At 66.6% G+C, this 23373-nt stretch carries 21 protein-coding genes and 1 riboswitch; of the genes, 1 reads left to right on the top strand and 20 read right to left on the bottom strand.

Annotated features, from left to right (window positions below):
- Positions 1–32: 32 nt before the first annotated feature.
- From ACRWQA_RS07175 to ACRWQA_RS07120, 12 genes are all read right to left on the bottom strand, one after another.
- On the bottom strand, positions 33–335 hold the full coding sequence (locus ACRWQA_RS07175) for a DUF2149 domain-containing protein (protein WP_263580498.1): 303 nt from the start codon (positions 333–335) through the stop codon (positions 33–35).
- A complete protein-coding gene (locus ACRWQA_RS07170) occupies positions 332–787 on the bottom strand; it encodes a MotA/TolQ/ExbB proton channel family protein (RefSeq protein WP_263580499.1) in 456 nt (151 codons plus the stop codon). Before ACRWQA_RS07170 ends, ACRWQA_RS07175 begins: the two co-directional genes overlap by 4 nt.
- Positions 784–5220: a cobaltochelatase subunit CobN gene (locus ACRWQA_RS07165; RefSeq protein WP_434227791.1), complete on the bottom strand. Its 4437-nt coding sequence runs from the start codon at positions 5218–5220 to the stop codon at positions 784–786. Before ACRWQA_RS07165 ends, ACRWQA_RS07170 begins: the two co-directional genes overlap by 4 nt.
- Positions 5220–7052, bottom strand: a complete 1833-nt coding sequence (locus ACRWQA_RS07160) for a TonB-dependent receptor domain-containing protein (RefSeq protein WP_263580501.1) — start codon at positions 7050–7052, stop codon at positions 5220–5222. The genes ACRWQA_RS07165 and ACRWQA_RS07160 overlap by 1 nt, the downstream gene beginning before the upstream one ends.
- Before the next feature lie 157 nt (positions 7053–7209).
- A riboswitch (cobalamin riboswitch) is annotated at positions 7210–7445 on the bottom strand.
- Between the two features lie 52 nt (positions 7446–7497).
- Positions 7498–7929, bottom strand: coding sequence for a bifunctional adenosylcobinamide kinase/adenosylcobinamide-phosphate guanylyltransferase (locus ACRWQA_RS07155; protein ID WP_434227793.1), 432 nt, complete (start codon positions 7927–7929; stop codon positions 7498–7500).
- Complete coding sequence (locus ACRWQA_RS07150) at positions 7881–8522, bottom strand: histidine phosphatase family protein (RefSeq protein ID WP_263580503.1); 642 nt, start codon at positions 8520–8522, stop codon at positions 7881–7883. Before ACRWQA_RS07150 ends, ACRWQA_RS07155 begins: the two co-directional genes overlap by 49 nt.
- Positions 8474–9232 carry an adenosylcobinamide-GDP ribazoletransferase gene (gene cobS, locus ACRWQA_RS07145; RefSeq protein WP_263580504.1) on the bottom strand — a complete coding sequence of 253 codons (759 nt, stop codon included), beginning with the start codon at positions 9230–9232 and terminating at the stop codon, positions 8474–8476. The genes ACRWQA_RS07150 and cobS overlap by 49 nt, the downstream gene beginning before the upstream one ends.
- Complete coding sequence (locus ACRWQA_RS07140) at positions 9229–9777, bottom strand: bifunctional adenosylcobinamide kinase/adenosylcobinamide-phosphate guanylyltransferase (RefSeq protein ID WP_263580505.1); 549 nt, start codon at positions 9775–9777, stop codon at positions 9229–9231. Before ACRWQA_RS07140 ends, cobS begins: the two co-directional genes overlap by 4 nt.
- Positions 9774–10880, bottom strand: coding sequence for a threonine-phosphate decarboxylase CobD (gene cobD, locus ACRWQA_RS07135; protein ID WP_434227796.1), 1107 nt, complete (start codon positions 10878–10880; stop codon positions 9774–9776). Before cobD ends, ACRWQA_RS07140 begins: the two co-directional genes overlap by 4 nt.
- The gene (gene cbiB / locus ACRWQA_RS07130; RefSeq protein ID WP_263580507.1) at positions 10877–11857 is read right to left on the bottom strand and encodes an adenosylcobinamide-phosphate synthase CbiB; all 981 of its coding nucleotides are present in this window, start codon (positions 11855–11857) and stop codon (positions 10877–10879) included. The genes cobD and cbiB overlap by 4 nt, the downstream gene beginning before the upstream one ends.
- Positions 11854–12909: a nicotinate-nucleotide--dimethylbenzimidazole phosphoribosyltransferase gene (gene cobT, locus ACRWQA_RS07125; protein WP_263580508.1), complete on the bottom strand. Its 1056-nt coding sequence runs from the start codon at positions 12907–12909 to the stop codon at positions 11854–11856. Before cobT ends, cbiB begins: the two co-directional genes overlap by 4 nt.
- A 56-nt stretch (positions 12910–12965) precedes the next feature.
- Positions 12966–15206: a heavy metal translocating P-type ATPase gene (locus ACRWQA_RS07120; RefSeq protein WP_434227798.1), complete on the bottom strand. Its 2241-nt coding sequence runs from the start codon at positions 15204–15206 to the stop codon at positions 12966–12968.
- A 96-nt stretch (positions 15207–15302) separates the two neighbouring features.
- On the opposite strand from ACRWQA_RS07120, the gene ACRWQA_RS07115 reads away from it, so the two are divergent.
- The gene (locus ACRWQA_RS07115) at positions 15303–16385 is read left to right on the top strand and encodes a PA0069 family radical SAM protein (RefSeq protein WP_434227800.1); all 1083 of its coding nucleotides are present in this window, start codon (positions 15303–15305) and stop codon (positions 16383–16385) included.
- A 42-nt stretch (positions 16386–16427) separates the two neighbouring features.
- On the opposite strand, the gene ACRWQA_RS07110 is transcribed toward ACRWQA_RS07115, so the two are convergent.
- The 8 genes from ACRWQA_RS07110 to ACRWQA_RS07075 all read right to left on the bottom strand — a co-directional run bounded on the left by ACRWQA_RS07110 (position 16428) and on the right by ACRWQA_RS07075 (position 23343).
- The gene (locus tag ACRWQA_RS07110; RefSeq protein ID WP_434227802.1) at positions 16428–17114 is read right to left on the bottom strand and encodes a glutathione S-transferase family protein; all 687 of its coding nucleotides are present in this window, start codon (positions 17112–17114) and stop codon (positions 16428–16430) included.
- Positions 17115–17224: 110 nt separating this feature from the next.
- Entirely contained in the window at positions 17225–18220 is a 996-nt protein-coding gene (locus ACRWQA_RS07105; protein ID WP_434227804.1) for a zinc-dependent alcohol dehydrogenase family protein, read from the bottom strand.
- 71 nt (positions 18221–18291) lie between these two features.
- The gene (locus tag ACRWQA_RS07100; protein ID WP_412031231.1) at positions 18292–19089 is read right to left on the bottom strand and encodes a DUF2797 domain-containing protein; all 798 of its coding nucleotides are present in this window, start codon (positions 19087–19089) and stop codon (positions 18292–18294) included.
- A 49-nt stretch (positions 19090–19138) separates the two neighbouring features.
- Complete coding sequence (locus ACRWQA_RS07095; protein ID WP_263580514.1) at positions 19139–19423, bottom strand: YeaC family protein; 285 nt, start codon at positions 19421–19423, stop codon at positions 19139–19141.
- Positions 19424–19446: 23 nt separating this feature from the next.
- Positions 19447–20295, bottom strand: a complete 849-nt coding sequence (locus ACRWQA_RS07090) for a rhomboid family intramembrane serine protease (protein WP_263580515.1) — start codon at positions 20293–20295, stop codon at positions 19447–19449.
- Positions 20296–20512: 217 nt separating this feature from the next.
- On the bottom strand, positions 20513–21499 hold the full coding sequence (locus tag ACRWQA_RS07085; RefSeq protein ID WP_434227873.1) for a metallophosphoesterase: 987 nt from the start codon (positions 21497–21499) through the stop codon (positions 20513–20515).
- A 16-nt stretch (positions 21500–21515) separates the two neighbouring features.
- Positions 21516–22409 (bottom strand): NAD(+) kinase, encoded by an 894-nt coding sequence (locus ACRWQA_RS07080; RefSeq protein WP_263580516.1) that lies wholly within the window; start codon positions 22407–22409, stop codon positions 21516–21518.
- Positions 22410–22473: 64 nt separating this feature from the next.
- Positions 22474–23343: a carboxylate/amino acid/amine transporter gene (locus ACRWQA_RS07075; protein WP_434227808.1), complete on the bottom strand. Its 870-nt coding sequence runs from the start codon at positions 23341–23343 to the stop codon at positions 22474–22476.
- Positions 23344–23373: the final 30 nt, after the last annotated feature.

The following is a 23373-nucleotide window of genomic DNA, read 5'->3' as shown; positions in this document are numbered from 1 at the left end:
CGCGGGTTCGTCACCTGCGGCTCCTCATTGATTCAGTTGTCATCGATCAGTATCAGGCGGCCGCTCTCGGGGTCGCGATAGACCCGGCCGACGCTCTCGAAACCACTACCCGCCTCGCCCATGCCGGCGGGCAGTTCCGGCATCTCGCGCCCGGTCTCGACGTCCATGCCGCCGCTCGTATCGGCGCCTTCCGCCTTCCCTTCATGCGCGGCTGCCAACGCCACCATCAGGCCGACGGCAAACACCAGCATGATATCCGCCAGGTTGGCCAGCGGCCCCATCGGCTCCTCGTCGGCCGTGTCGAAACGGCTGCGACGATACTCCGGCACGCTCATCGCGCCCTCCTCTCCAGCTGCGCCATGGCGGCGTCGTACCAGCGGCGGCGCAGGCGACCGAGCAGGTAGCCGAGGATACCGATGAACAGCCCCAGTACGGTGGTATTGAAGGCGACGGTAACGGCCTGAGCCAGCACGTCGAGATGGCCATTTGCCAGCGCGGCCAGTCCCGGCCCGAGCGGAATCAGCGTACCCATCAGTCCCAGCATGGGGCCGATGCGCGCCAGCAGGTCGGCGCGATCGATAGCACGGCGCGCCCGGCTCGCCAGCCTGTCGCGCCTGTCCGCCTCGACCAACCCGCGAATCCCTCCGTTGCGCTCACCGATGGCGAGTCCCAGCTCCCACAGCGACAATGCCACCAGGGCCAGCAGGGCCAGCATCACCGGTGCCAGCAACCAGCCGACGACGGCGTCCATGACTTCCAGCGTGGCAGCAGTCAGGAAATGATTCATCGCATTCTTCTCCCGTGGCCAAACCCGCCCAACAGCAACAACAGCGTCAGCACGGCCAGCGCCCAAGGTAGCAGATTCACTCCACCCTCGGCGGAGACATCGGCGTCACCAGTCGGAGCATTCTGAGCGATGTCTGGCGCCGTTTCGCCGCTCTGTCCCGCCGCCGGATCGGGCTCAGCGGTCGCATCGCCCCGAGCACTGGCTTTCTGGGCCTGGGCTTCGAGCGGCTGCACCTCGCGAATGCTTGCGGGTACCGCCGGATTTTCGCTGCGTTCCATGCGGGCGGCCTCGACCACCGCCTCGAAGGCTTCACGAAGTTCCTCGTCGAGTCGCTCGGCGACCCAGGGCAACAATGGATGGTCCGGGTGGGCGTGGCCGCTGCCGGGCAGACCGTTGGCCACCACCAGCTCGGCGAATTCACCGGCGAGGCGATCCACGGTTGCCGTTTCGGCATCCCAGTACCCGCGCTGGGCGGCGAGCAGGGCGATCGCCTGCATATGCGCCTTGACGTGAGCGTTGTGCGACTCGGCCAGGAAATCGTCCAGCCCCAGGTCGTGGCGATCCTGGAAATAGACGGCGTCGACCTCGTCCCACACCCAGGAGCGGACCACCTCGGGGCTGGTCACCTGCCAGCCCCACAGGTTGTCGAGGAAATCGCTGGCCATGGTACGCGCCCCGGCGTAGCCGTGATCCATCAATGGGCGCAGCCACTGGGGGTTCAGGTTGCGTGCGCGCAGCTCACCGAGCAGCGCCCGCTCCAGGCTCTCGACTCGCGGATTGTCGATATCAGCATGCTGCAGCACACGGTTGTCGGGTGCCTGGCCGCGCAGTTGCTCCACGGCATTGGAAAGGCCGCCCTGGAAGTCGAAGCCGTCATCATTGTCGAGCAGGCCGTAGAGGTGACTGGCTCGGCCCAGGTAGGTGCGTCCCACCCGCGCCAGGTTGGCGTCGAAGGCGGCATGGGCCGGTTCGCCGCTCTGCCGGCTGCCGTAGGCGTGGCCCATGCGTCGGCGGTAGGCGCTGCCCAGCTCGTCGCGGCTCTCCCAGGCGCTCGAGCGCGTGGCCAGGCGATTGACGCCGGCACCGTAGGCTCCCGGAGCGGTACCGAACACCCGCAATGCAGCCTCCTCCCCGGCGCGCTGCGCCGATGCGCCGCTCTGCAGCAGCGTCCGGCTATCCGCTACCCAGCGTGCAGCGACGCGGTTCTCGGCCAGGCTTTCGGCGCCCGGGTCGCGCAGGTCGTGGGGCAGCGGTGCAAGAGCAGCCTCAAGCGCATCGGCGAGCTGGGGATGCTCGTCACGAATCGTCTCGCTGGCCCCGTCAAGGGCCAGACGCACGGCCAGATCTAGCCATACCAGCTGGTCCTCGTAGAGATCGCGAAACAGCCCCGAGGTAGTGAAGAGTACGTCGCGACGACGGCGATATGCCTCGTCCAGCGGCAACCGCTCGAGCCCCTGCACGATGCCACGCGAGTTCCACTGCGGGCGTACACCCAGCATGTCGAGGCCGAAGGCGATCATGACGCCCTCGTCGCGTACGGTATCGGAAGCCCAAAGCACCACCGCCTCGCTCTCTTCGCCATCGGCCTGTCGTTCATCCGAGTCGCGCGCACGTGCGCTTGCGGCCAGCTCGCGGCCCAACGACCAGGCCACCCGAGTGGGGATGAGGTCGCTGGAGAGCGCGTGGAAGTTGCGTCCGGTGGGGAGCACCTCGGGAGTGCGTAGCGGGTCGTTACCTGGGCCGGGCGCGACGAAGCGGCCTTCCAGGGCGGCCAGCAAGGCGTCGCGTTCGTGGCCCGGCGAGGCGGCGAGCAAATCGCGCCGCTCGCTTTCACGTTCAGTCGCGAGTTCGGCCTCGAGCTCCCTGTCGCCGCTCATCGAGGCGAGCATGGTATCGATGGCTTCGGCGGACCAATCGCGGCCGAACACGTGCAAACCGAGCGGCATGAAACGCTCCTGCATATCGGTCACGTAGTGACCCGCCTCATGCACCAGCAGCTCCTCGGAAACCTCGTCGAGCGTCACCTCGTCGGCATTGAGCCCCAGGTCGCCGGCGATCTCGCGCTCGAACTCATCGACCAGGTCGAGGCTCTCGATACGCTCACGCAACATTTGCACCGCACGGCGGCGCGTGGGGCTGTCGGGCGAGACCGCCGACTCGAAGGTCTCCACCAACTGGCGCAGTTCGAGCAACTCGTCATAGAGCTCGGTGGCGGCGAGCGGCGGCGTCAGGTGGCTGATCATCACGCCCAACGCACGACGCTTGGCCTGGATGCCCTCGCCCACGCCATCGACGATGTAGGGGTAGATCAGCGGCAGGTCGCCGCCAAGCAGGTCGGGATAGTCGTCTTCGCTCAAGCCGGCGCGGCGGCGAGGCAGGAACTCCCGCGTCGAGTGGCGACCGAGATAGACCAGAGCGTCGGCCTCGAAGCGGTCACGCAGCCAATGATAGAACCCGACGTACTGATGGGTCGGCGGGAAGGTGGTGTTGGCGTGCAGCAGCTCTTCGTCGACTTCCCAGCCGCGCGGCGGCTGCGGGCCGATGAAGACGTTGCCGAAGCGCAACCCGGGGAACAGCATGCGCCCCTCGTGCACCATCGAGCGCCCCGGCGCCTCGCCCCAGCCCGAAAGGCCGGGAATGCCGGTAGCGATAAGGGCATCGCGAAGCGCCTCCAGCTCGCCTGGCTCGCCTTCGTGAGCGAGTTGATGGCGCCAACCTTCGACGTACTGATCGAGCAGGTCCAATGCACGTGCCCGAGCGGGATGTTCGTGCTGCTCGAGCAGGTGCCGCAGGTCCTCGGCGCTGCGCTCGAGCAATTCGCGTACGAGATCGGGCTCACCCATGTCGTCGGCGTCGCGCAGGCGGGCATGCATGTAGCCCAGCGGACCGTGCTCGAGTTCGGCGCGGATCGTCGTCGGCAGCGTCTCGAAGTAGGCGCGATACTCGTCGCCACTCAGCGAGGCAACTCGATCCGCCATTTCGGCAAGCGCCCCCCGATCCTCCGGCAGATTGACGCCGTGCTGCTGGATCAGCTCGTGCAGCGCCTCGGGGCTCTCGGGCAGCTCACCGGTATCGTAGCCGGCTTCCTGCAAACGGGTGAGCATCTCAAACAGCGAGGCCGGTACGTCGAGATTGTCGGCGCCGACGTTCTGCCGCCCCGGTGGGTGGTTGTAATAGATCAGCGCGATCTTCTTGTCGGCGTTGTCGACCTCGCGCAGGCGCTGCCAGCGCGCCAGGCGGTTCGTCATGGCTGCCACCCGTGCGGGAAGCGGTTCACTCAGGCGCAACGCCACGCCGGTTGCCTCGTCGATGCGCACCGGCGTCGCCACAGCCATGACCAGCGGCTGGCTGATTCCCTGCAATTCCGGCATGGCCAGTTGGTAGTGCACCGCATCGCGCGGCAGACCGTCGCTGGAGAGGCGCCACTGGGCCTCGCTGCGATCGGCCAGGCGGATGCCCTTGAGCACCGGCACGTCGAGCGCCTCGAGCGTCGCGGTCACACCGCGCCTCCCCTCGCCACCGCCCAGGGTGAAGTCCTGCAGGCTGAGGATACCGGCCAGGCTGGCATCACCCAGCGTCTCGGGCAGCCTTTCCACCGCCTCCCGAGTCGCGCCTCCCCAGCGCGACAGTACCGCGACACACTGTATCTCCTTGCGTTCCAGCGCCTCGCAGGTCGTTTCCAGCAGCGCCCGGTCGCCCGGGCGGTCGCCGCTGTCGAGATCGAGCAGCACCACCGCCGGCCCGCCTTGCAGGCGAAGGTCGGCCGGCTCGGCGCTGGCCTCGTCCATGTGCGCTGGGCGCAGGTAGCGAATCGCCTCGCGTGGAGACGGCTCGGACACGTCGAGGTCGTGCCCGGCCTGGGTCAGCAACCAGCGCAGCAGGCCGTCGAGGTGCGCCGGGCTGCGCCCCTGGTAGTAGGCACGCCCCATCAGCCACTTACGCTGCCCCGCAAAGCGTTCGCGCTGGTCGGTATAGTGCTCGAGCGCCGTCTCGCCGGGCTCGGGACCGGCCGCCAGTTCGCCCAGCGTCTCCTCGCTCAGCCCGGCCAACAGCTGCTTGCCATCGAGCCGGGAAAGCCGCGTCAGACGCCGATCGCCGTTTATGGCCAGCACGGGCACCAACGGCTCCACCTGCCGCTCAATGAGCTCGCCGATCCGCCCCACCTGATCGCCGAAGACCGCGGCGAGCAGCACGGCATCGGCCTCGCCGAATAGCGTGGCAAGCTCCCTGTCGCTTGCGCTCGCCAGTTGCTCCGGCGTGCGCAGCACCACGTCATGCTCGGGATAGGCGTCGAGGAAGCGATGTGCCCCAGCAGCGAGCTCGGCCGCCGAGCGCTCGGAGACGATGCCCACCACGGTGGCTGCCGACGCAAGCGTCGGCAGCAGCATCAGTAGGACTATCACCAACCGCCAGGCCATGACGTGGGGCGCCATCACTGGGCACCGTAGCTGACGCTGAGGAAGGCCGCTCGGCCGGCGTTGAGGTAGTCATCGCCATTGGAGAACCTGGCAGTCGCATACTCCTTGTCCAGCGCGTTCTCCACCGTCAGGCGAGCCGACCACAGCGGGGCGAACTGCCAGCCGGCACGCAGGTTGACCAAGCCGAAGCCGCTCAGCCGCTCCTGGTTGGCCACATCGTCGTAGCGATGTCCTTGCAGGATCCAGGAGCCGCCCAGGGACCATTCGCCCAGCTCACGGTCCACGTCTAAACGCGCACTCTTGGATGCGCGACGGCGTAAGCGGTTGCCGCTTTCACGATCCTCCGGATCGGTCCAGGTCAGCGCGGCAGCCAGCGTCCAGTCGCCGAGCTCGGCACCACCCGACAGCTCGATGCCACGCACACGCGCCTCCGCCACGTTCTGCGGCGCCCACAGGCCGCCCTCGGTCGGTGCCCAGTCGATCATGTCAACGAGGTCGGTCTGGTAGGTCGCGAGGTCCCAATACCAGCGTCGATACTGGCCGCGCATGCCCATCTCGACGGTGCTGGAGGATTCAGGGTCGAGCTCGGGGTTGCCCGAGTTCGGCCAATAGAGATCATTGAACGTCGGCGCGCGGAAGGCAGTACCGTAGCTCGCTCGCAGCGTATGGGAGCCATCCAGGTCATAGCCCAGCGCCAGGCTACCGGTGACTTCCTCACCGTAGGCCTCGTTGTCGTCGTATCGCAGCCCGGCTTGCAGTGCGACGGGGGAGAAATCGAGCAATCCCTGGGCGAAAACGGCGGCATTGCCGCGGCTGGAGACATCGAAATCGGTGGTACCCGAGGCCCTGTCCTCACTGTACTCGGCGCCCGCTATCAGTTCGTGCAGGCCGAAGTTCAAGGTATTCTGCCAACGAGCGGTCTGGGTGCGGGTGTTGATGATCGAGGGAAAGTCGGTGTTGAAATTGTCGAGTTCGTCGCGTGATTCGCTCAAGGTCAATCGGCTGATCCACTGCTCGGTCACCGGCAGCTCACCATAAATGCCGGCCACTTGTTGGACGAAATCGCTCTCTCCGCTGTCGAATTCGTTGTTGCCACGCGCACGCAAGGCCAGGGCGCCGATCTCGGCGCCGCCATCGAAGGTGTGGGCGATTCGGGCCAGGGCCGAAGTATTGTCGTAGCCCAGGTTCTCGCCGCCGCGGCGAACCGGAGTGCCGTCGGTGGCGAAGTGGCTGCCGGCAAAGCTGTAGCGGGTGCCACCACCGCTACCGGAGAGCCCGGCGCTAAGGCGGCGTGAGTCGAAGCTGCCGACGCCCGCCGAAACCCAGGGATGCGGGCCACCTTCTTCCGCCTCTCGTGTGAATAGCTGCACTACCCCACCCACCGCATCGGCACCATACAGGCTGCCGCGGGGACCGCGCACGATCTCGCCGCGCTGGAACATGCGCGGATCGAGATAGTGCCAGGCGGCACCACCCGAGGTGGCGGAACGCAGCCGGATACCGTCGATCATCAACACCGCCGATTCGCTACCGGTTCCGCGCAGATAGACGCTGCTCTCTTTCCCGAACGACCCGCGGTTGCTGACATCCACCCCAGGCTGGCCACGCAGCAGATCGGTGATGCTGGTCGGGTCCTGCCGGCGCAGGGTGGCTTCGTCGAGCACGGTAACGGAGGAGAGCGTTTCGTCAGCGGTGCGCGGCGCCAGTGTGGCGGTGACGATCATCGGGTTGAGCGCAACGGCGTCGGCGCTTTCGCTGATCGTGGCCTGAGCCTGAACGGCCAGAGGGAGTGCTGCTAGGCCGCAGGCGGCCAGGCCCTGCACGGCCAAGTGATGCTTGGTTTTCATTCTGATTCCCTTGCTCGCCGTGCCTGCCCGCACGGTCTTCTATGCAAAACCGGGGCGGCTTGGGAGATCGAGAAAGGGAGAGAAGTGAGGCGTCTGCCCTGCCTCGAGGTTACCCACCGCAACCCGGCATGAGGGAAACGCCGAACACATTCGTCGGTGTTTCCTGGGTTCTCGGGCCGGTCTCCGGGCTGACGAGCGAAGCAGCGTCGCCATGACGCGCTTCGGGGCCATCGCCTTCCCATGCCGGAGCACAGTGGCGTGATGATGGACCCAGACTCGATCACCGTTGCGGGGGCAGCGTCGGAATGCTCATTTCCTCAACTTAGAAGAAAGGTCACCGACTTCCCGTTTAACCTCGAACTACAGCGAGGCACCTGAGAGTGGGCGTAAACTAGCAATAGCGAGGCTGGACGTCAACGCATCGTTGCGCCTAGCCTGAGGTAGATCAAGAACTTAGCTGTTGCAGCATGCCGTGCCAGACGCACCAGACCCGCTCGCAGCGCGCCGCGGCATCCTGGGCCAGCCAGCCGTTGAGGTCGCGCAGGCGGCGTTGCTCAGGCAGAAGCGGTACGATGCCACGGCCCATTTCGAGCAGGATCAGCACTGCCTCCCCGCCGCTCCGTGCTTCCCATTCACACAGCGCATCGAGCTCGCCAGCCATGGCTTGGCGCAGCCCGTCGTCATCGGGCTCGTTTGCCATTCGCACGGCCAGCCAACGCTCCCAGCCTTCCAGCACCAGGCAGCCCGACGAGGCGGCAGCCGTGTGCCACGCCTCGAGCCGACATCCCGCGTAAGCCGAATGCCAGACGGCCGCGTCGAAACGCTGCCTTACGATGCAACGCTTGCCGGCACAGGCACCGCCGATGAAGAGCTGCATTGCCAGCACTCTCGCTCATGAATGAAGGTGAATATGCGTCCTTCGGCCTGACTGACCCCGCCCTCCCAGAAGCCGATGCCCTCGAAGCGACGGCGCAGCTCGCGAATCACACCACCGTGGGTAACGACCAGGGTACGGTACTGGCCCTGCGGCATGCAGCCGGCCAACAAGTCGGCGAACCATGCCTCGAGCCGCTGGCGCAGCTCGGCGGTGGATTCGCCACCCGGCGGGGCCTGCGCGCCCGCACTGTCGATCCAGGCGCGATAATGGGGCAACGACTCGAGCTCGTCGTAGGTGCAGCCCTCGTAGTCGCCGAAATGGAGTTCTCGCAGGCGCGCATCGAAGCGTGCCGACTGGAGCACCGCTCGCTCCTCCATCACATGCGCCAAGGTCTGGCGACAACGGGTCAGGTCGCTGCAGTGCACGGTGTCGAACTCGTGCGCTTCCAGCGCTACACGTAGCCGGTCGAGCCCCGGCACCGCATCAGGCAGCAGCAGCGGGATGTCGCGCTGCCCCTGGTAGCGACGCTCGCGATTCCACTGCGTCAGGCCGTGACGAACGACCACCAGCTCCAGGCGACCAGCAGCAGCCATAGCTCTCCTCCCTCGATGACGGTTCCGACGATATCGCCGTTGATTCCCTTGAACGCACGCAGCACCCCATAGGCATAGAGCGCCAGGAACGGCACCAGCGCCAGGCACAGCCACACGCCGCCCGGCACCAGTATGGCAAGCGGCAACAGCGGCAACGCCGCCAGCGCAAGATCGGACGGTGTCAGGTCGCGCTTCCAACCGGCAGCCATCCCCTCCGCGTGGGCAGCTGGTGCCAGCACCAGCAATGCGACCGCCGCCAGGCGCCCCAGCGCCGGAATTGCCACCAGCAGGACCAGGCTCGCCCCGGCCTCCAGCAGCACGAACAGCAGCGCCACCTTCCACAGCAGCAGGAACACCAGCGCCAGAATGCCGAAGCTGCCCACGTGCGGGTCCTTCATGATCGACCAGCGCTTCTCCAGCGGCGCATTGCTGCCCAGTGCGTCGGCCACGTCCATCACGCCATCCAGGTGCAGCCCGCCGGTCAGCGCCACCCACAGCGTAAGCAGCGTCAGCACGAGCAGCGGCGCGGACAGCACGCCTTCGAGCAATGCTGCCACTGTGACCAGCAGAGCGCCGATGAGCATACCCACCAGGGGGTAGCAGCGTATCGCCCAGCGCCGTGTGGTCGCGTTCCAGGGGCAGGCGAGCGGCAGCGGCAGGCGGGTCAGGAACTGCACGGCCAATACCAGGCCGTAGACCGCATCTCTCATGGCTGACGGCTCCCCTGGCACTTCCATACCTGAGGCAGGCCGGCGACGACCTGTATCACCTCGTCCGCCTCACGGGCGACCAGGCAGTGGACCTGCTGCAGGAAGGCGAGGTAGCGCCAGACCTCGTCGTCATCGGGGGGTATGCCTTCGTTGACGTCGTTGGAGACGATGACCAACGCAATATCCTGCTGCCTGGCCGTGGCCAGCGTCCGCTCGACCATGGCGATACCCAGCGCCTCGTCGAGCGGGCTGGCGTATAACAACTGGCTGGCCCACAGCGTCAGGCAGTCGAGCAGCAGCGTGCTGCCAGGCGCTACCCGGTCGAGGGCGGCCAGCAAATCGAATGGCTCCTCGATCGTGAGCCATCCTTCTCCGCGTGCCTGCCGGTGGCGGCCGATGCGCGCCAGCATTTCCGCATCGCCGCTGCTCCTGGCAGTTGCCAGGTAGTAGCGCTCCCCACCTCGCTCGGCCTGCCAGCGCCGCACCAGCGCTTCGGCATGGGTGCTCTTGCCGGAACGCGCCCCACCGCTGATGAAGGCGATCATGACGTTCTCCAGCGGGCGATGGCCTCGTTCAGCTGTTCGTTCTCCTGCCGGGTACGCACCGCGACGCGCAGCCAGGCGCCATCGAGGCCGATGAAGTTGTGGGTGTGGCGCGCCAGGATACCGCAGCGCGCCAGATGCTCCAGCAGCGCCGACATGGGTCGCGCCGCGCCATCCTGCAGCAGCAGGAAGTTGGTGCGGGAGGGCACCACCCGCAATTCCAGTGCCTCCAGCTCACGCTGGAACCATGGCCGCTCGGCGTCGAGCCAGGACTGGGTCCGATGCAGGTAGTTCTGGTCTTCCAACAGCGGTCCGACCAGCGCTGCCGCCACCGAATTGACGCTCCACGGCAGCTGCAGCTCGGCAATGTGCCGTACTGTCGACTCCCCGCCTAGCAGATAGCCGAGTCGCAACCCGGGGATGGCATAGAGCTTGGTCATCGAGCGCAGCAGCAGCAGGTTGTCGTAGCGGGCCAGCAGCGGCGTCAAGCGCTCGTCCGGCACGACGAAGTCGATGAAGGCCTCGTCCACCACCAGCATGGTGCCGTGGCGCTGTCCTATCGCCAGCATGCGCTCGATCAAGCCACGCTCGATCAGGGTGCCGGTGGGATTATTGGGCCGGCACAGGAAGACCGCATCGGCGTCACGCATGGCCTCACAGGCACTGGCCTCATCCAGTTCGAAGCGCTCCCCTGCCAGGGCGAGATGCTGCACGGCAATGCCGTAGTGGTGGCAGGCCCGCTCATACTCGCAGAAGGTCGGCTGGACGACGATGGCCCGCCTCACCTCGCGACTGGACAACAGCGCTGCGGCGAGGAAGATCGCCTCGGCGCCGCCGTTGGTCAAGCGTACCTGCTCGGGTGAAAGCCCCTCGGCCCGGGCGATGCTCGCCCGGGCTGCGGTATAGTCGGGGTCCGGATAGACGAAGAGTTGGGCCAGGCTGTCGGCAAGCCGTTCTGCCAGCCAGGGTGGAGGGCCCAGCGGGTTGAGATTGACACTGAAGTCGATCACCTCACCTTTGCCGGTGAGGCCGAAGCGCGGCAGTACCTGCTCCGGACGCCCGCCGTGGCTCGGCCAGTCGTTCATGCCCTCTCCCTGCTCGCTCATGTACCTGCACTCCACGCCACAGCCAAGCCGGCCATCACCAGGAAAAAGACGATCCAGGCGCCGTGCATGAGGCGTACGGCACGGCCGATATGCACCACCCGCAGCGGCCCGCACGTCTTGCCCATCAGTGCACGCTCGGAAATGCTCCCCCCGTAGTGGTTGGTGCCGCCCAATTGCACGCCAAGCAGGTACGCCATCATCGCCTCGGGCCAGCCGGCGTTGGGGCTCGGATGGCCCGGCGCATCGTGCCAGGTGCCGGCCAGGGCGCCACGCGTACGCGCTCCTGGAATCGCCAGGGCGGCCAGCCACATGGCCAGCGCGGTCAGCCGGGCCGGCACCAAGTTGGCCAGGTCGTCGAGTTTCGCCGAGGCGTAGCCGAAATCGGCGTAGCGCACGTTTCGATAACCGACCATGGAGTCGAGGGTATTCACCGCCTTGTAGGCCAACGCCAGCGGCGCCCCGCCGAGCAGCGCCCAGAACAGCGGCGCAGTAATGCCGTCGACGCTGTTCTCGGCCACGGTCTCCACCGTGGCCCGGGCGACGCCAGCCTCATCGAGGGCTTCGGTGTCACGCCCCACGATCATCGACACGGCGTGGCGAGCCTCACCGAGATCGCCCCGCACCAAGGGTGTCGCCACGGCCATGGCGGCATCGCGCAGCCCCTTGATCGCGAGAGCACTGGCCAGCAGCAGGAGTTCGCCGGCAAGCCCCAGCCAGGGGTGCAGCCAGGCGAGTGCAATCAGCCCCCCCCAGGCCACCGCGTAGACCGACACCACCACACAGCCGGTCAACAGAAAGCCCTTGAGCCGCCGCCCCCTGGGCGTGCCGCGATTCCAGCGGCGTTCCAAGGCGGCGATCATCCGCCCCATGGCGACCACCGGATGCGGCAGCCAGCGAGGGTCACCGAACACGAGATCCAGCAGGATGGCTCCGATGAGCAGCACGACCAAGGCCAGGCTCAGCGGTTCGGCGCTCATGCCTCCGTGCCACCAGACGCTACGCCCGCCGAATCGAAGGTCGCCATCTCGGCCAGCATGCGGCAAGCGGCTTCCAGCATAGGGAAGGCCAGGGCCGCCCCGGTGCCCTCTCCCAGGCGCAGCTCGAGGTCGAGCAACGGCTCGGCCTCGAGCAGTTCGAGCGCCACGTCATGACCCGGCTCGCAGGAGCGGTGGGCGAAAATGAGATAGCCGCGCAGCTCAGGCGCGAGCCGGCAGGCCACCAGTGCCGCCACGGTGGCGATGAAGCCATCGACCAGGATCGGCAAGCGCCGGGCCGCCGCGCCCAGGTAGGCGCCGGCCATGGCGGCGATTTCCAGTCCGCCGAGCTTGGCCAGAACCTCGAGCGGTTGAGATGGGTCCGCGTCGCGAGCGGCCAGCGCCCCTTCGATCACTGCTGCCTTGTGGGCCAGCCGTGCCGGTGCGATACCCGTCCCCAGCCCCACCAGACGACTCGCCGGCAAGCCGCTCAGGGCAGCCAGAACAGCGCTGCTCGCGGTGGTGTTGGCAATGCCCATCTCGCCCACGATCAGACAGCGGCAGCCGTCGATGTGGCTGCGCTCTGCGGCACGGATGCCCACCTCGACGGCGCGCTCGGCCTCGGCCAGGCTCATGGCGTCCTGGCGGGCGAAATTGGCCGTGCCGGCGCGCACCTTGTCGGTCACGACGCCGGCTCCTTCGACATCGCCCTTGACGCCGACGTCGACGACCTCGAGCCGGGCGCCGATCTGGCGGGCGAAGACGTTGATGGCGGCGCCGCCGGCGGCGAAGTTGGCCACCATCTGCGCCGTGACCTCCTGGGGAAAGGCCGAGACGCCCTCCTCGGCCACGCCATGGTCGGCGGCGAATACGATCACGCCGGGCGGCGTGACCGTCGGCAAGGCCTCACCGCTCATGCCTGCGAGCTCCAGGACCAGGGATTCGAGACGGCCCAGGCTGCCGGGAGGCTTGGTGAGGCTGTCCAGGCGAACCTGGACGGGACGGGTCCGGGTTGCATCGACAGCCGAGATGGCGGCCAGGGTATCGGCAAGCATGAGGGAGTCCTGATATCACTGAGGCAGCCGCCATCTTAACAGCCTGGCTCGTGCTGTCACGGTGCTGCGCCGAGCGCTGCCGCCTGCGGCGCCTCCGGCTGTCGCTCCGCTGCCCCCTCGTCGCTCCAGGCCAGCCGCGCCGAGTTCGCCACCACGCTCAGCGAGCTGGCCGCCATGGCCAGCACCGCCACCAGCGGCGGTATCGGCATGGCTACCGCCAGGCTCAGCGCCAGCAGGTTGTAGATTCCCGACAGCAGCAGGTTCTGGCGCATCACGCGACGGGTACGTCTCGCCAGGTACAGGACGTTCTCGACACCCGACACGCCCGATCTCATCAGCGCCACGCCGGCCCCCTCCTGTACGGTGGAGCTCGCACCCAGCGGCGCCACGCCCACGCTGGCGGTCGCCAGCCCCAGCACATCGTTGATGCCATCGCCAGCATAGAGCGAGGGCTGTGGCATGGCCGCCAGCAGCTTCGCCTTGGCTTCGGGGCTGCGCCCGGCGTAGCACTCCTCGGGCTGTAGCCCCACCTCGACCCCGAGGCGCCGGACTGCCTGAGCCCTATCGCCGCTGATCAGCGCCAGCACGAGCCCCTGCCGACGCAGCCTGGCCAGGGTTTCGGCACTACCGGGCAGCGCCGCTTCACCCAGACTGAATTGCGCTAACCACTGGCCGTCGCAGGCCAGCAGCACTTCGCTTTCAGCCGGCTCCTCCAGGCCCTTCATGGAAACGCCCTGCTCGCCCAGCCAGGTGCGGCTACCCAGCAGTAGCCGGCGCCCATCGGCCAGGCGTACGCGACGGCCGCGGCCACCGGTCTCCTCGGCTTCCGCCACCTCGGCAACGGCGTCCTGGCCGGCATCCCGGGCATACCTGCGCACGGCCCGCGCCAGCGGATGCTCGCTGCCCTGCGCCGCCAGCGCGGTCAGCACCAGCACGGCCGCCTCGCCGTAACCGGGAGCAGGCCGCACGGCCAGCACCTCCGGTTCGCCTCGGGTCAGGGTGCCGGTCTTGTCGAACGCTGCACTGCGGATACCCGCCAGCACTTCGAAAGCACTCGGGTCGCGTACGATCACGCCGCGCTCCAGCGCCTGCCCGCTGCCCGCCAGGCTCGCCAGCGGAATCGCCAGGCCCACGGCGCAGGGGCAGGCGACGACCAGTACCGATAGCGCCCTGACCCAAGCCTCCTCTGCCGGCACTCCGCTCAGCCACGTAGCCAACAAGGTGAGAGCCGCGAGTACCACCGCCAGGGGGCTGAGCCAGCCGGCAAAGCGATCGGCCAGTCGCTGCAATTCACCCTTGCGCGCCTGCTGCCACCACATCTGCTCGCGCAGCCGGTCCAGGCGGCATTCTCCTGCAGCCGCGGTGACCTCGAGCACCAGCGCCGCGCCCAGGTTGCGGCAGCCTGCCGCCACCGGCTCGCCGGGCAGGCAGCGGCGCGGGGCACTCTCTCCGGTGAGGGGCGAGAGGTCGAGCAGGGCTTCGTCGTTCTCCACAACGCCATCAAAAGGCAGCGTCTCTCCGGGCTCGACACGCACCCGATCGCCTATCGCCACCGATTCCCGCGGGCAGGGCTGCCAGCTGCCCTGCCCCCACCGCCGTACTTCGGTGGGAGGCTCGTACAGAGCCTGCAGCGCCCGCAGCCCTCGGTGGCGGCACAGAGTTTCCACCAGCCGGCCCGCCAACAGCAGCGCGACCAGCATCACTGCGGTATCGAAATAGACCTCCGCCGAGCCGCGCAAAAGCAGCCATAGCGATACAGCCACCGCCGTCAGCGCACCCAGCGACACCAGCGCATCCATGCCGGGGCGCCGCGCTCGTGCCGTACGCCACCCGGCCCGATAGAACGGGAACGCCACGTAGGTAACGACAGGCAAGGCGAAGGCACCGGACACCCAGGCCATGACCAGCTCCAGCCGTGGGCTGGGCATGGCACCGGCATAGATCAACAGCGAGGCGATCATGGTCCACATGCCGAAGGCGATTGCCGCCAGCAGACGCAGGGTGAGATAGCGGCTTTCGGCTTCCAGTCGCGTTTCGGCATCGCCCACCGCCTCCGGCGGCCCGAGGCGGTAGCCGAGCCGCTTGACGGCGGCGGCCAGCCGGGTTTCCTCCAAAGCGTCCGGCCGCCCCTGCACCAGCAGGATAGCGCTGGGGTAGTGCACGCTGGCAGCTACCACACCGGATAGCCGCATCAATTGGGCCTCGACGGCCAGCGCACAGCTGGTACACCACAGCCCTTGGACCGAATAGAGCGCCTCATGGGTACGCGAAGAGTCGCGATGGGAAGTTGTCGTCATGCCTGAAGCGTACTCGCCCGTGGCGAGTTATCCAGCATTGGCGACTCGCCGAAGGCGTCATATACTGTACATAAATACAGCAAAAGGGATTGACCCATGCCTCGGTTCGATCAAAAGCAGCTACGCAAGGGGCGCGGCGCCACCTACAACCCCGACAACCGCTTCGCCCCGACCCACAGCGAGACGGAGGACGACGGCTGGTGGCAGGAGGAAATGCCGACGCGGCTGGCCACTGTCGTAAATGACGAACGAGCGCGCAGTGCGCTCTCCTGGAACGACTCGCCCGACCTCGCCTTCGACCGCTCGCTCAACCCTTACCGCGGCTGCGAGCACGGCTGCATCTACTGCTATGCACGACCCAGCCACGCCTACTGGGACCTGTCTCCGGGTATCGACTTCGAGACCCGCCTGATCGCCCGCAGCGGCCTGGTCGATCGGTTGCGAGAGGAGTTCTGCAAGCGCAGCTACGTGTGCCGCCCCATCGCCCTTTCCGGCAACACCGACTGCTACCAGCCACTGGAAGCGGAGCGCGGCAGCACCCGAGAAATTCTCGCCTTCCTGCTCGAGTGTCGCCATCCGGTTTCGATCATTACCAAGAGCGCGCTGATCCTGCGCGACCTGGACCTGCTCGCCGAACTGGCCGACATGCGCCTGGCCCGGGTGTCGATCAGTCTCACCAGCCTGGACACCGAGCTCAAGCGCAGCCTGGAACCGCGCACCGCCTCGCCTGCCGCGCGCTTGCGTACCATCGAGCGGTTGAGAAGTGCCGGCATACCGGTGGGCGTGATGGTCGCGCCGGTGATTCCGGGCTTGACCGACCACGAACTGGAGCGCCTGCTCGAGGCAGCCCGCGACGCCGGGGCGGAATCAGCCGGCTGGACGCTACTGCGCCTGCCCCGCGAGGTGGCACCGCTGTTCGAGGACTGGCTACAGGCTCACTACCCGGAGCGGGCCGGCAAGGTGATGAGTCTGGTGCGACAGTGCCGCAGCGGAGCCGACTACGACAGTCGCTTCGGCAAGCGCATGCGCGGCGAGGGGATATTTGCCGAGCTCATCGCTCAGCGCTTCGACAAGGCCTGCCGGCGCCTCGGCCTCAACGATCCCGTTAGGCGCGAGGCGCGCCAACTCGATACCACGGCCTTCAGGCCGCCCCGGGATCAGGGCGACCTGTTCAGTTGACCTGGAGCGTGCACGACGGCAGGAACACAGTCCGTAGGAGTGTCAGGAAGGACGCCGCAGGTCCTCGACGACAGTGCCGTTCTCCTGCACCTCGGCTTCGTGTGCCGCCTCGCGCCACGGTTCGTCCAGCGCCGCCTCATACCATTGCTGCATGGCGGGAAGTGCCAGCAGCCGTTCGACATATGCCATCGAGGGCGCACTCAGCTCGAGCCCAAAGCTCTGCACCCGAAACGCCACTGGAGCGAAGAAGGCATCCACTGCAGAGAAGGACTCCCCCGCCAGGAAGGGGCCGCCGAAACCCGTGAGGCCCTGCTGCCAGAGTTCGTCGAGGCGGGCCAGATTGCGAGCCAACTCATCCGGTGTTCGGTGCAACCTCACCCTGACCCCGCAGTTCATCGGGCACAGGCTGCGCAGAGCAGCAAAGCCTGCGTGCATCTCGCTGCTGGCGCAACGCGCCCAGGCGCGCGCCTCGTCGTCGATTGGCCATACGCCGGCATGTCGCTCCGCCAGATATTCGACGATCGCCAGCGACTCCCACACGGCGCGCTCACCGTCCTCCAGGCAGGGCACCATTCCCGACGGTGAGAATGTGCGAAACGCGGTCCAGTTCGATCCAGGCTCGAAAGGGGTCAGGCGCTCCTCGAACGGGATGTCCAGATGGCGCATCAGCACCCAGGGGCGTAGCGACCAGGAAGAGTAGTTCTTGTTGGCAATATGAAGGCGATACATGTCGAAACCTGTCGCATGGAAAGGGAAAAGACAGCATAGCCTGCCAATATCTCTCCCTCCAGGCGAGCAATTCAATATCTTTGCCGTCGTTCACAGCATGAGCCCGAGTCTCAAGGAATCAGCACTGCGGCTCCCGTCAGCCTGCCCTCGCGCAGGTCGGTCAGGGCCTGATTGGCCTGTTCCAAGTGATAGGCGCGTGTCTCGGTGCGTATCGGCACCGTGGGCGCCAGAGCCAGGAACTCCTCGCCATCCTGGCGGGTGAGATTGGCGACCGAACGGAGGCTGCGCTCCTGCCACAGCAGACGATAGGGAAAGGTGGGGATATCGGACATGTGGATGCCGCCGGACACGACCGCTCCACCCGGGCGCACCTGGGCCAGTGCCAGCGGTACCAGCTCGCCCACCGGCGCAAACAGCAGCGCGGCATCGAGCGGCTCGGGTGGTACCTGGTCGGCATCACCGGTCCACACGGCACCGAGCCGCAGCGCGAAGGCCTGGGCCGCCTCGTCTCCCGGCCGGGTGAAGGCGTAGACCCGCTGGCCGCACGCCACGGCGAGCTGCACGAGGATATGGGCCGCGGCACCGAAACCATAGATCCCCAGACGTCTATTCTGCTCCCCACCGGCCAGACGCCAGGTACGATAGCCAATCAACCCGGCACACAGCAGCGGTGCCGTGGCCTGGGCATCTTCCGCCATCATGGGAAAGCAGTAGCGGGCGTCGGCCACGCCGTACTCGGCGTAGCCGCCATCGAGGGTGTAACCGGTGAATTGCGCTTGAGCGCAGAGGTTTTCGCGACCGGCCACACAGGCCTCGCATTCACCGCAGGTCCAGCCCAGCCAGGGCACGCCGATACGCATGCCGGGCGCCAGGTGGCCGACGCCTTCCCCCACCGCCGTGACCTCGCCGACGATCTCGTGCCCCGGCACCAGCGGCAGGCGTGGCGAAGGCAGCTCGCCATCGACCACGTGCAGGTCGGTGCGGCATACGCCGCAGGCCAGCACGCGATACTGCACCTGGCCCGCCTCGGGCTCAGGCCGGGACACGAACTCCAGCTGCAGCGGCTGGCCCGGGCCATGCAACCGCATGGCGCGCATCTGGCTCATGGCAGGCTCCTTGGAAGAAGTCTCTCACGGGAGCATAGCGCAGCCTCTCGGCTACGCTCAGTTCAGATTGCTCAGCTTACAGCGACTTCATAGCCGGTAAACTTGCGCAGGTTGATCACTCCCGTGTCGAGGATCAGGTACTGCCCCTTGAGGCCCAGCAGCGTACCGCTCACCCGCGCCTGCTTGTCGAAGTTGTGCGAGACGATCTTGCGCGGGAATTCCAGCACAGGGTAATCGAAGCTGACCGGCGCCTCGTCCAGCGCACGAATGGTATCGGTGCCGAAACGCTCGCGCAGTTGGGCGAGCCCACCCTCGAGCCGGGTCAGCAGCCGGTTGCGCTCCGTTATCAAGTCGAGCGGCTCGACCTCGCCCTTGAGCATGGCGCGCCAGTTGGTGCGGTCGGCCACTTCTTCCTTGAACAGCATTTCGACCAGGCCGGACTGCTGGCGGGTTTCCACCACCAGAATCGGCAGCGCCTGGACCGCGCCCTGATCGAGCCAGCGGGTCGGTACCTGGGTGCCTCGCGTGATGCCGACCTTGATGCCGGACGAATTGGCCAGGTAAACCACGTGGGGCTGGAAACAGTGGCGCTCGGCCCACGCCGGTTCCCGGCAGGTGCCGGCATCGAAGTGGCAGGTCTCGGGCTTGACGATGCAGGTATCGCACTGGGCCAGCTTCTTGAAGCAGGGGTAGCAATAGCCTTGGGCGAAGCTCTTCTTCGTCGCCCGGCCACAGTGGGTGCAGGCGATGGCGCCCGTCCAGTTCAGCTCGAGCGGCTGGCCGAGGCGCGCATTGAGATCGAGCCGGTGCTCACCGGCACGTAGCGTATAGCGTACCGCAGCGCCCTGCTCGCCGGGCGCGATGGCCATCTTGCTCAGGCAGCCCTGCACGACAGGAGCCAACTCTATCCGTCCACCTTCAATCACGACTGGCATCCCGGGCCAACCCCGCCAGTTCGGGCGGCACGTCTGCGCCGCTGCTGGCGCTACCGCAGGTGCGCTGCTGCAAGTAACCGACCCGCTGCTCCTCGGGCACGTTGTTCTCGTGTTCGTAGCGGATCACCGCCTCGAGGCAGAGTTCGGTCTGCTCCCCGGTCAGCATGCGCCCGTCGGGCCACTTGCGCAGCGCCACCGCCTGCTTGAGGCTGTCGTAGATGGCCGGCGTCATTTGCTGGATCATGCGCTCGAAGGTCATATCGCTCATGAGAATTCTCTCGAAATGGCAGCTCAGGGAAGGCGACGAGCTCGGTTCGAATAATACCACCCCATGGCCAGCCCCACGACCAGCCCACCCAGATGCGCCTCGTTGGCCACGTTGCCGAAGCCGACCGCCGCGGCCATGTCGGTCATGGTAAAGACCATCCAGCCGAGCATGAACACCACCAGCATCTGCGGCACGAAGAAGCCGCTACCCGGCACCCGGCGCGACATCAGCCAGACGTAGCCGAGCAGGGCGAAATCGACACCCGACATGCCACCGAACAGCACGGTACCGGTGGCATACTGGGCCAGGTTGGCACCAATACCGGCCACCAGCAGGATCGTCAACATGCGCCCACTTCCCTGCAGCGTTTCCACCTGGCGCCCGAAGTACCACAGCCACATCATGTTGAAGATCAGGTGCATCCAGCCGAAATGCAGGAAGGCCGGCGACAGTAGCCGCCACACCTGCCCCGAGGTCAGCGAGTCGGCCAGTGTGCCGAAGGCCAGCCCGCCACCAACGACGGCGACCGGCACGACGGTGAGCATGGCGACGACGATATCGCCCAGCAGCCCCATCAGGGCGAAGACCGCCAGCGAGATCGCTATGGCCGCCGACGTCACCGGTGCCAGGCGGAAAGGAACGGTCAGCGAGGCGCCGTTCCGTGGGCGACGGCGCCGCTCCGGCATGATCCGCTCGCCCCGCTGCCAACGCGTCAGCAACTGCATCAAGGCATCGTGTTGTGCCGGGTCGGCAAGCCACAGCACTTGCCCCTCCGCCTCCTCGGTGAACCGGTGCCCGATCCGGTTGGCCCACAACGCCCGACGAAGCTCACTGGTGTCAGTTTCGTGGGGAAACAACATGATGCGGTACATGGAATCTTCCTGAACCAATCTTTTGGAGCATCTTGCGCTGCAGCAGCCCTTTTCTCAAATCCGGTTCGTGGCGCACATAAAAAATCCGGCGGAAGGGGGGCCGCCGGACAAGAGCAAGGGATCATTCAAGGGAACACCTATTCAGATGGACGGAGCGAAAGGAAGTTCAGGCTCAAGACAAAAAAAATTGTAAAACTTTGTAGTGCGCCGAACCTGCTCAGTCGAAGTCGATTTCCCAAGGTCTGGGCCTCGCCGCCTCCTCCTGGGGCACACGCACCCAGACGAAGTGATTGGCGTCGAGGCGCCGCTCGCCGCTCCAGCGATAGGCCACGAGGCGCCCGAACTTCACGGCACTGTAGTCCAGGCAGGCGATATTGGCGGTCGGCAGCGCCGGAATGCCCTCACACCAGTAGTGACCGATGAACAGCGGTGGCTGGTCGAGCCCGTAATGGGGCAGGCGCTGACGCTCACGGTTGGTCAGGGCACGCTGCTCAAGGTCGTCGGGCAGATTGTCGGGCTGGAAGATCACGTCGCCCCAGGTCTGTGGTTCACGGGCCCAGAAGTGCGCCCTGAAGCTGCGCCGGGTAAAGCCGTCGCCGGAGTGGATCTCGACGCCTTCCGGCAGTGGCAGGTGCACCCCCCGCGTCAGTCGATCGAGTATGCGATAGGCTAGCGTATCCGACGCTACGGACTGCTGCAGAAACGGCTCGTCGATGACGCCGCCCGGACACTCACGATCCAGTGCGTCGATCAGCGCCTGGTCCCAGCAGGCGTGGACCACCCGGAATTCGCCGAAATCCAGATACAGCGGAATGTCCATGAACCAGGCCAGGGTCTCGTCCCACTCCGCCGGGTGGTCGCGGTACTGGTCGAGGGTCTCCTTGATGATGCGGTTGTGTCGCGGGGAGTGATCACGCAGCCACTCGCTGCCCTGGCCTTGGGGCGCACGATGACAATAGGCCAGGGCATTGTATTCATGGTTGCCCATGACGATATGCGCCTCGCCCTCCTCCACCATGCGCCGGACGATGGAAACGGCCAGGCGAATCCGCGGGCCGCGGTCGATCAGGTCGCCAAGGAAAATCGCCTTGCGCCGCGGATGCCGGTAGACGCCGCCGCGCTGATGGTAGCCGAGCTTCTCGAGCAGCGCACCGAGGGTTGCCCCGCAGCCATGCACGTCACCGATCAGGTCGTAGCCTTCTATTGCCGCCTGCCTCACGTCAATCCCCCAGCCGGTTGCTCCAGCCCAGCTTGCTGCGCAGGACCTCGTAGAAGTTGTGACCGAGGGGATGGACCAATTGCACCCGCTGGGGCTTGCGCCTCACCACCAGGATATCGTCCGGCTTGGCCACGGCGCGCGTCTGGCCGTCACAGCTGATGTGAGGATAGGTCTGATTGGTCTCGCCGATGTGCACGCGGATCTCGCTGGCCGCGTCGATGACGATGGGCCGGCTGGACAAGGTGTGAGGAAACATCGGCACCAGCTCGATCACGTCCAGCTTGGGATGCATGATGGAACCGCCCCCTGACAGCGCGTAGGCGGTGGAGCCGGTGGGCGTGGCCATGATCAGGCCATCGCTGCGCTGGCTGTAGACGAACTGGTTGTCGATGAACAGCTCGAACTCGATCATGCGCACCGCCTTGCCGGGGTGCAGCACCACTTCGTTCAAGGCATCGCCGTTGCCGACCAGGGTACCGTCGCGATAGAGCTCGGCATCGAGCAGGAAGCGCTCCTCGACCTCGAACTGGCCATCGAGCACCTGGCCGACCCGCTCCTCGAGCTCATCGGGCGAGATATCGGTGAGAAAGCCCAGCCGCCCACGATTGACGCCCAGCACCAGGGTACCGCTGTGACACAGCGTGCGCGCCGCGCCCAGCAGGCTGCCGTCTCCTCCCACCACGATGACGAGATCGCAGAGCTCGCCGAGGGTACGCCGGCTGGCTTCGGGATGACCATGGTCGAGCAGCACGGTGGCGGTACGGTCCTCGACGATGACATGAAGGCCACGCTCGTCGAGAAAGCGCAGCAGGCGCTTGAGGGTCTCGACCACCCTGGTACTGCCCAGGCGGCCGATCAGACCGATGTTATTGAAACCGTCGTGCTCTTGTTGCATGCCCTGGCCTCTCGGATCATGGCCGCTCATTATGGAGGCTGGGTGCAGGGCGGGCAAACGCCGCTCAGGCAGCGGCGGGCGCCCGGCGACGCAGCCACCACTCGTTGAGTACCAGCGAGCCAACGATGATCGCCCCGCCCAGCGCCAGCCGCACCAGGTCGGCATCACGGTTCCAGATCACCAGGTTGACCGCGAGCCCGGCCGGGATCAGCGCATTGTTCATGATTGCCAGTGCGCCGGCGTCGACCCGGGTGGCGCCCAGGTTCCAGAAGAAGTAGCCGAGGCCCGAAGCCACCAGGCCCAGCCAAGCCAGAACGCCCCACTGCACGCCGGTGCTCGGCAGCACAGCGGCATTGCCGAGCAGGGCGAAGGCCGGCAGCGCCACGACCAGGGCACCGAGGTAGAACCAGGCAAAGACGCTGTGGCGCGGCAGCTCGGCTGGCAGAGACGTGGAGAGACGACGGTAGCCTACCTGGCCGAGGGCGAAGCAGAAGTTGGCCCCCTGGACCACGAGGAAGCCCAGCCAGAAGCCGCTGTCGATGCCGTCGTAACGGATCACCGCCGCACCCAGCACCGCCAGCGCGGCGGTGAGCAGGTAGAACGGCGTGAAGCGACCGAACAGGGCATCATCGAGCAGCGTCACGTAGAGCGGCGTGAAGATGGTAAAGAGCAGGACTTCGGGCACCGACAGCAGCAGGAAGGACTGATAGAAGAAGATATACATGATGCCCAGCTGCACGGCGCCAAGCCCCATCAGGGCCAGCCGCTGGCGCCCCACCAGCAGCGACGGGCGCAGAAACGGCAGGAACACCAGCGCCGCCAGCGATACGCGCACCATGACCGCGAAGTAGCTGTCGACCTGGCCTGCCAGGTAGACGCCGATCAGCGAGAACGAGAAGGCCCAGAGCGCGGTAACGCCGATGAGATAGCCCACGGTTAACCTCTTGGATCGTTTGAGTTGACG

This window comes from Billgrantia sp. C5P2 (genome assembly GCF_051062895.2).
The sequence above is the reverse complement of the archived record's forward strand: the minus strand, read 5'-3'. Positions and strand labels throughout refer to the sequence as shown.

Excerpts from the sequence above, each read along its gene's own strand:
- ACRWQA_RS07175 (WP_263580498.1), bottom strand. The coding sequence starts at position 335 with ATGAGCGTGCCGGAGTATCGTCGCAGCCGTTTCGACACGGCCGACGAG.
- ACRWQA_RS07170 (WP_263580499.1), bottom strand. The coding sequence starts at position 787 with ATGAATCATTTCCTGACTGCTGCCACGCTGGAAGTCATGGACGCCGTC.
- ACRWQA_RS07165 (WP_434227791.1), bottom strand. The coding sequence starts at position 5,220 with ATGGCGCCCCACGTCATGGCCTGGCGGTTGGTGATAGTCCTACTGATG.
- ACRWQA_RS07160 (WP_263580501.1), bottom strand. The coding sequence starts at position 7,052 with ATGAAAACCAAGCATCACTTGGCCGTGCAGGGCCTGGCCGCCTGCGGC.
- ACRWQA_RS07155 (WP_434227793.1), bottom strand. The coding sequence starts at position 7,929 with ATGCAGCTCTTCATCGGCGGTGCCTGTGCCGGCAAGCGTTGCATCGTA.
- ACRWQA_RS07150 (WP_263580503.1), bottom strand. The coding sequence starts at position 8,522 with ATGGCTGCTGCTGGTCGCCTGGAGCTGGTGGTCGTTCGTCACGGCCTG.
- cobS (WP_263580504.1), bottom strand. The coding sequence starts at position 9,232 with ATGAGAGATGCGGTCTACGGCCTGGTATTGGCCGTGCAGTTCCTGACC.
- ACRWQA_RS07140 (WP_263580505.1), bottom strand. The coding sequence starts at position 9,777 with ATGATCGCCTTCATCAGCGGTGGGGCGCGTTCCGGCAAGAGCACCCAT.
- cobD (WP_434227796.1), bottom strand. The coding sequence starts at position 10,880 with ATGAGCGAGCAGGGAGAGGGCATGAACGACTGGCCGAGCCACGGCGGG.
- cbiB (WP_263580507.1), bottom strand. The coding sequence starts at position 11,857 with ATGAGCGCCGAACCGCTGAGCCTGGCCTTGGTCGTGCTGCTCATCGGA.
- cobT (WP_263580508.1), bottom strand. The coding sequence starts at position 12,909 with ATGCTTGCCGATACCCTGGCCGCCATCTCGGCTGTCGATGCAACCCGG.
- ACRWQA_RS07120 (WP_434227798.1), bottom strand. The coding sequence starts at position 15,206 with ATGACGACAACTTCCCATCGCGACTCTTCGCGTACCCATGAGGCGCTC.
- ACRWQA_RS07115 (WP_434227800.1), top strand. The coding sequence starts at position 15,303 with ATGCCTCGGTTCGATCAAAAGCAGCTACGCAAGGGGCGCGGCGCCACC.
- ACRWQA_RS07110 (WP_434227802.1), bottom strand. The coding sequence starts at position 17,114 with ATGTATCGCCTTCATATTGCCAACAAGAACTACTCTTCCTGGTCGCTA.
- ACRWQA_RS07105 (WP_434227804.1), bottom strand. The coding sequence starts at position 18,220 with ATGAGCCAGATGCGCGCCATGCGGTTGCATGGCCCGGGCCAGCCGCTG.
- ACRWQA_RS07100 (WP_412031231.1), bottom strand. The coding sequence starts at position 19,089 with ATGGCCATCGCGCCCGGCGAGCAGGGCGCTGCGGTACGCTATACGCTA.
- ACRWQA_RS07095 (WP_263580514.1), bottom strand. The coding sequence starts at position 19,423 with ATGAGCGATATGACCTTCGAGCGCATGATCCAGCAAATGACGCCGGCC.
- ACRWQA_RS07090 (WP_263580515.1), bottom strand. The coding sequence starts at position 20,295 with ATGTACCGCATCATGTTGTTTCCCCACGAAACTGACACCAGTGAGCTT.
- ACRWQA_RS07080 (WP_263580516.1), bottom strand. The coding sequence starts at position 22,409 with ATGCAACAAGAGCACGACGGTTTCAATAACATCGGTCTGATCGGCCGC.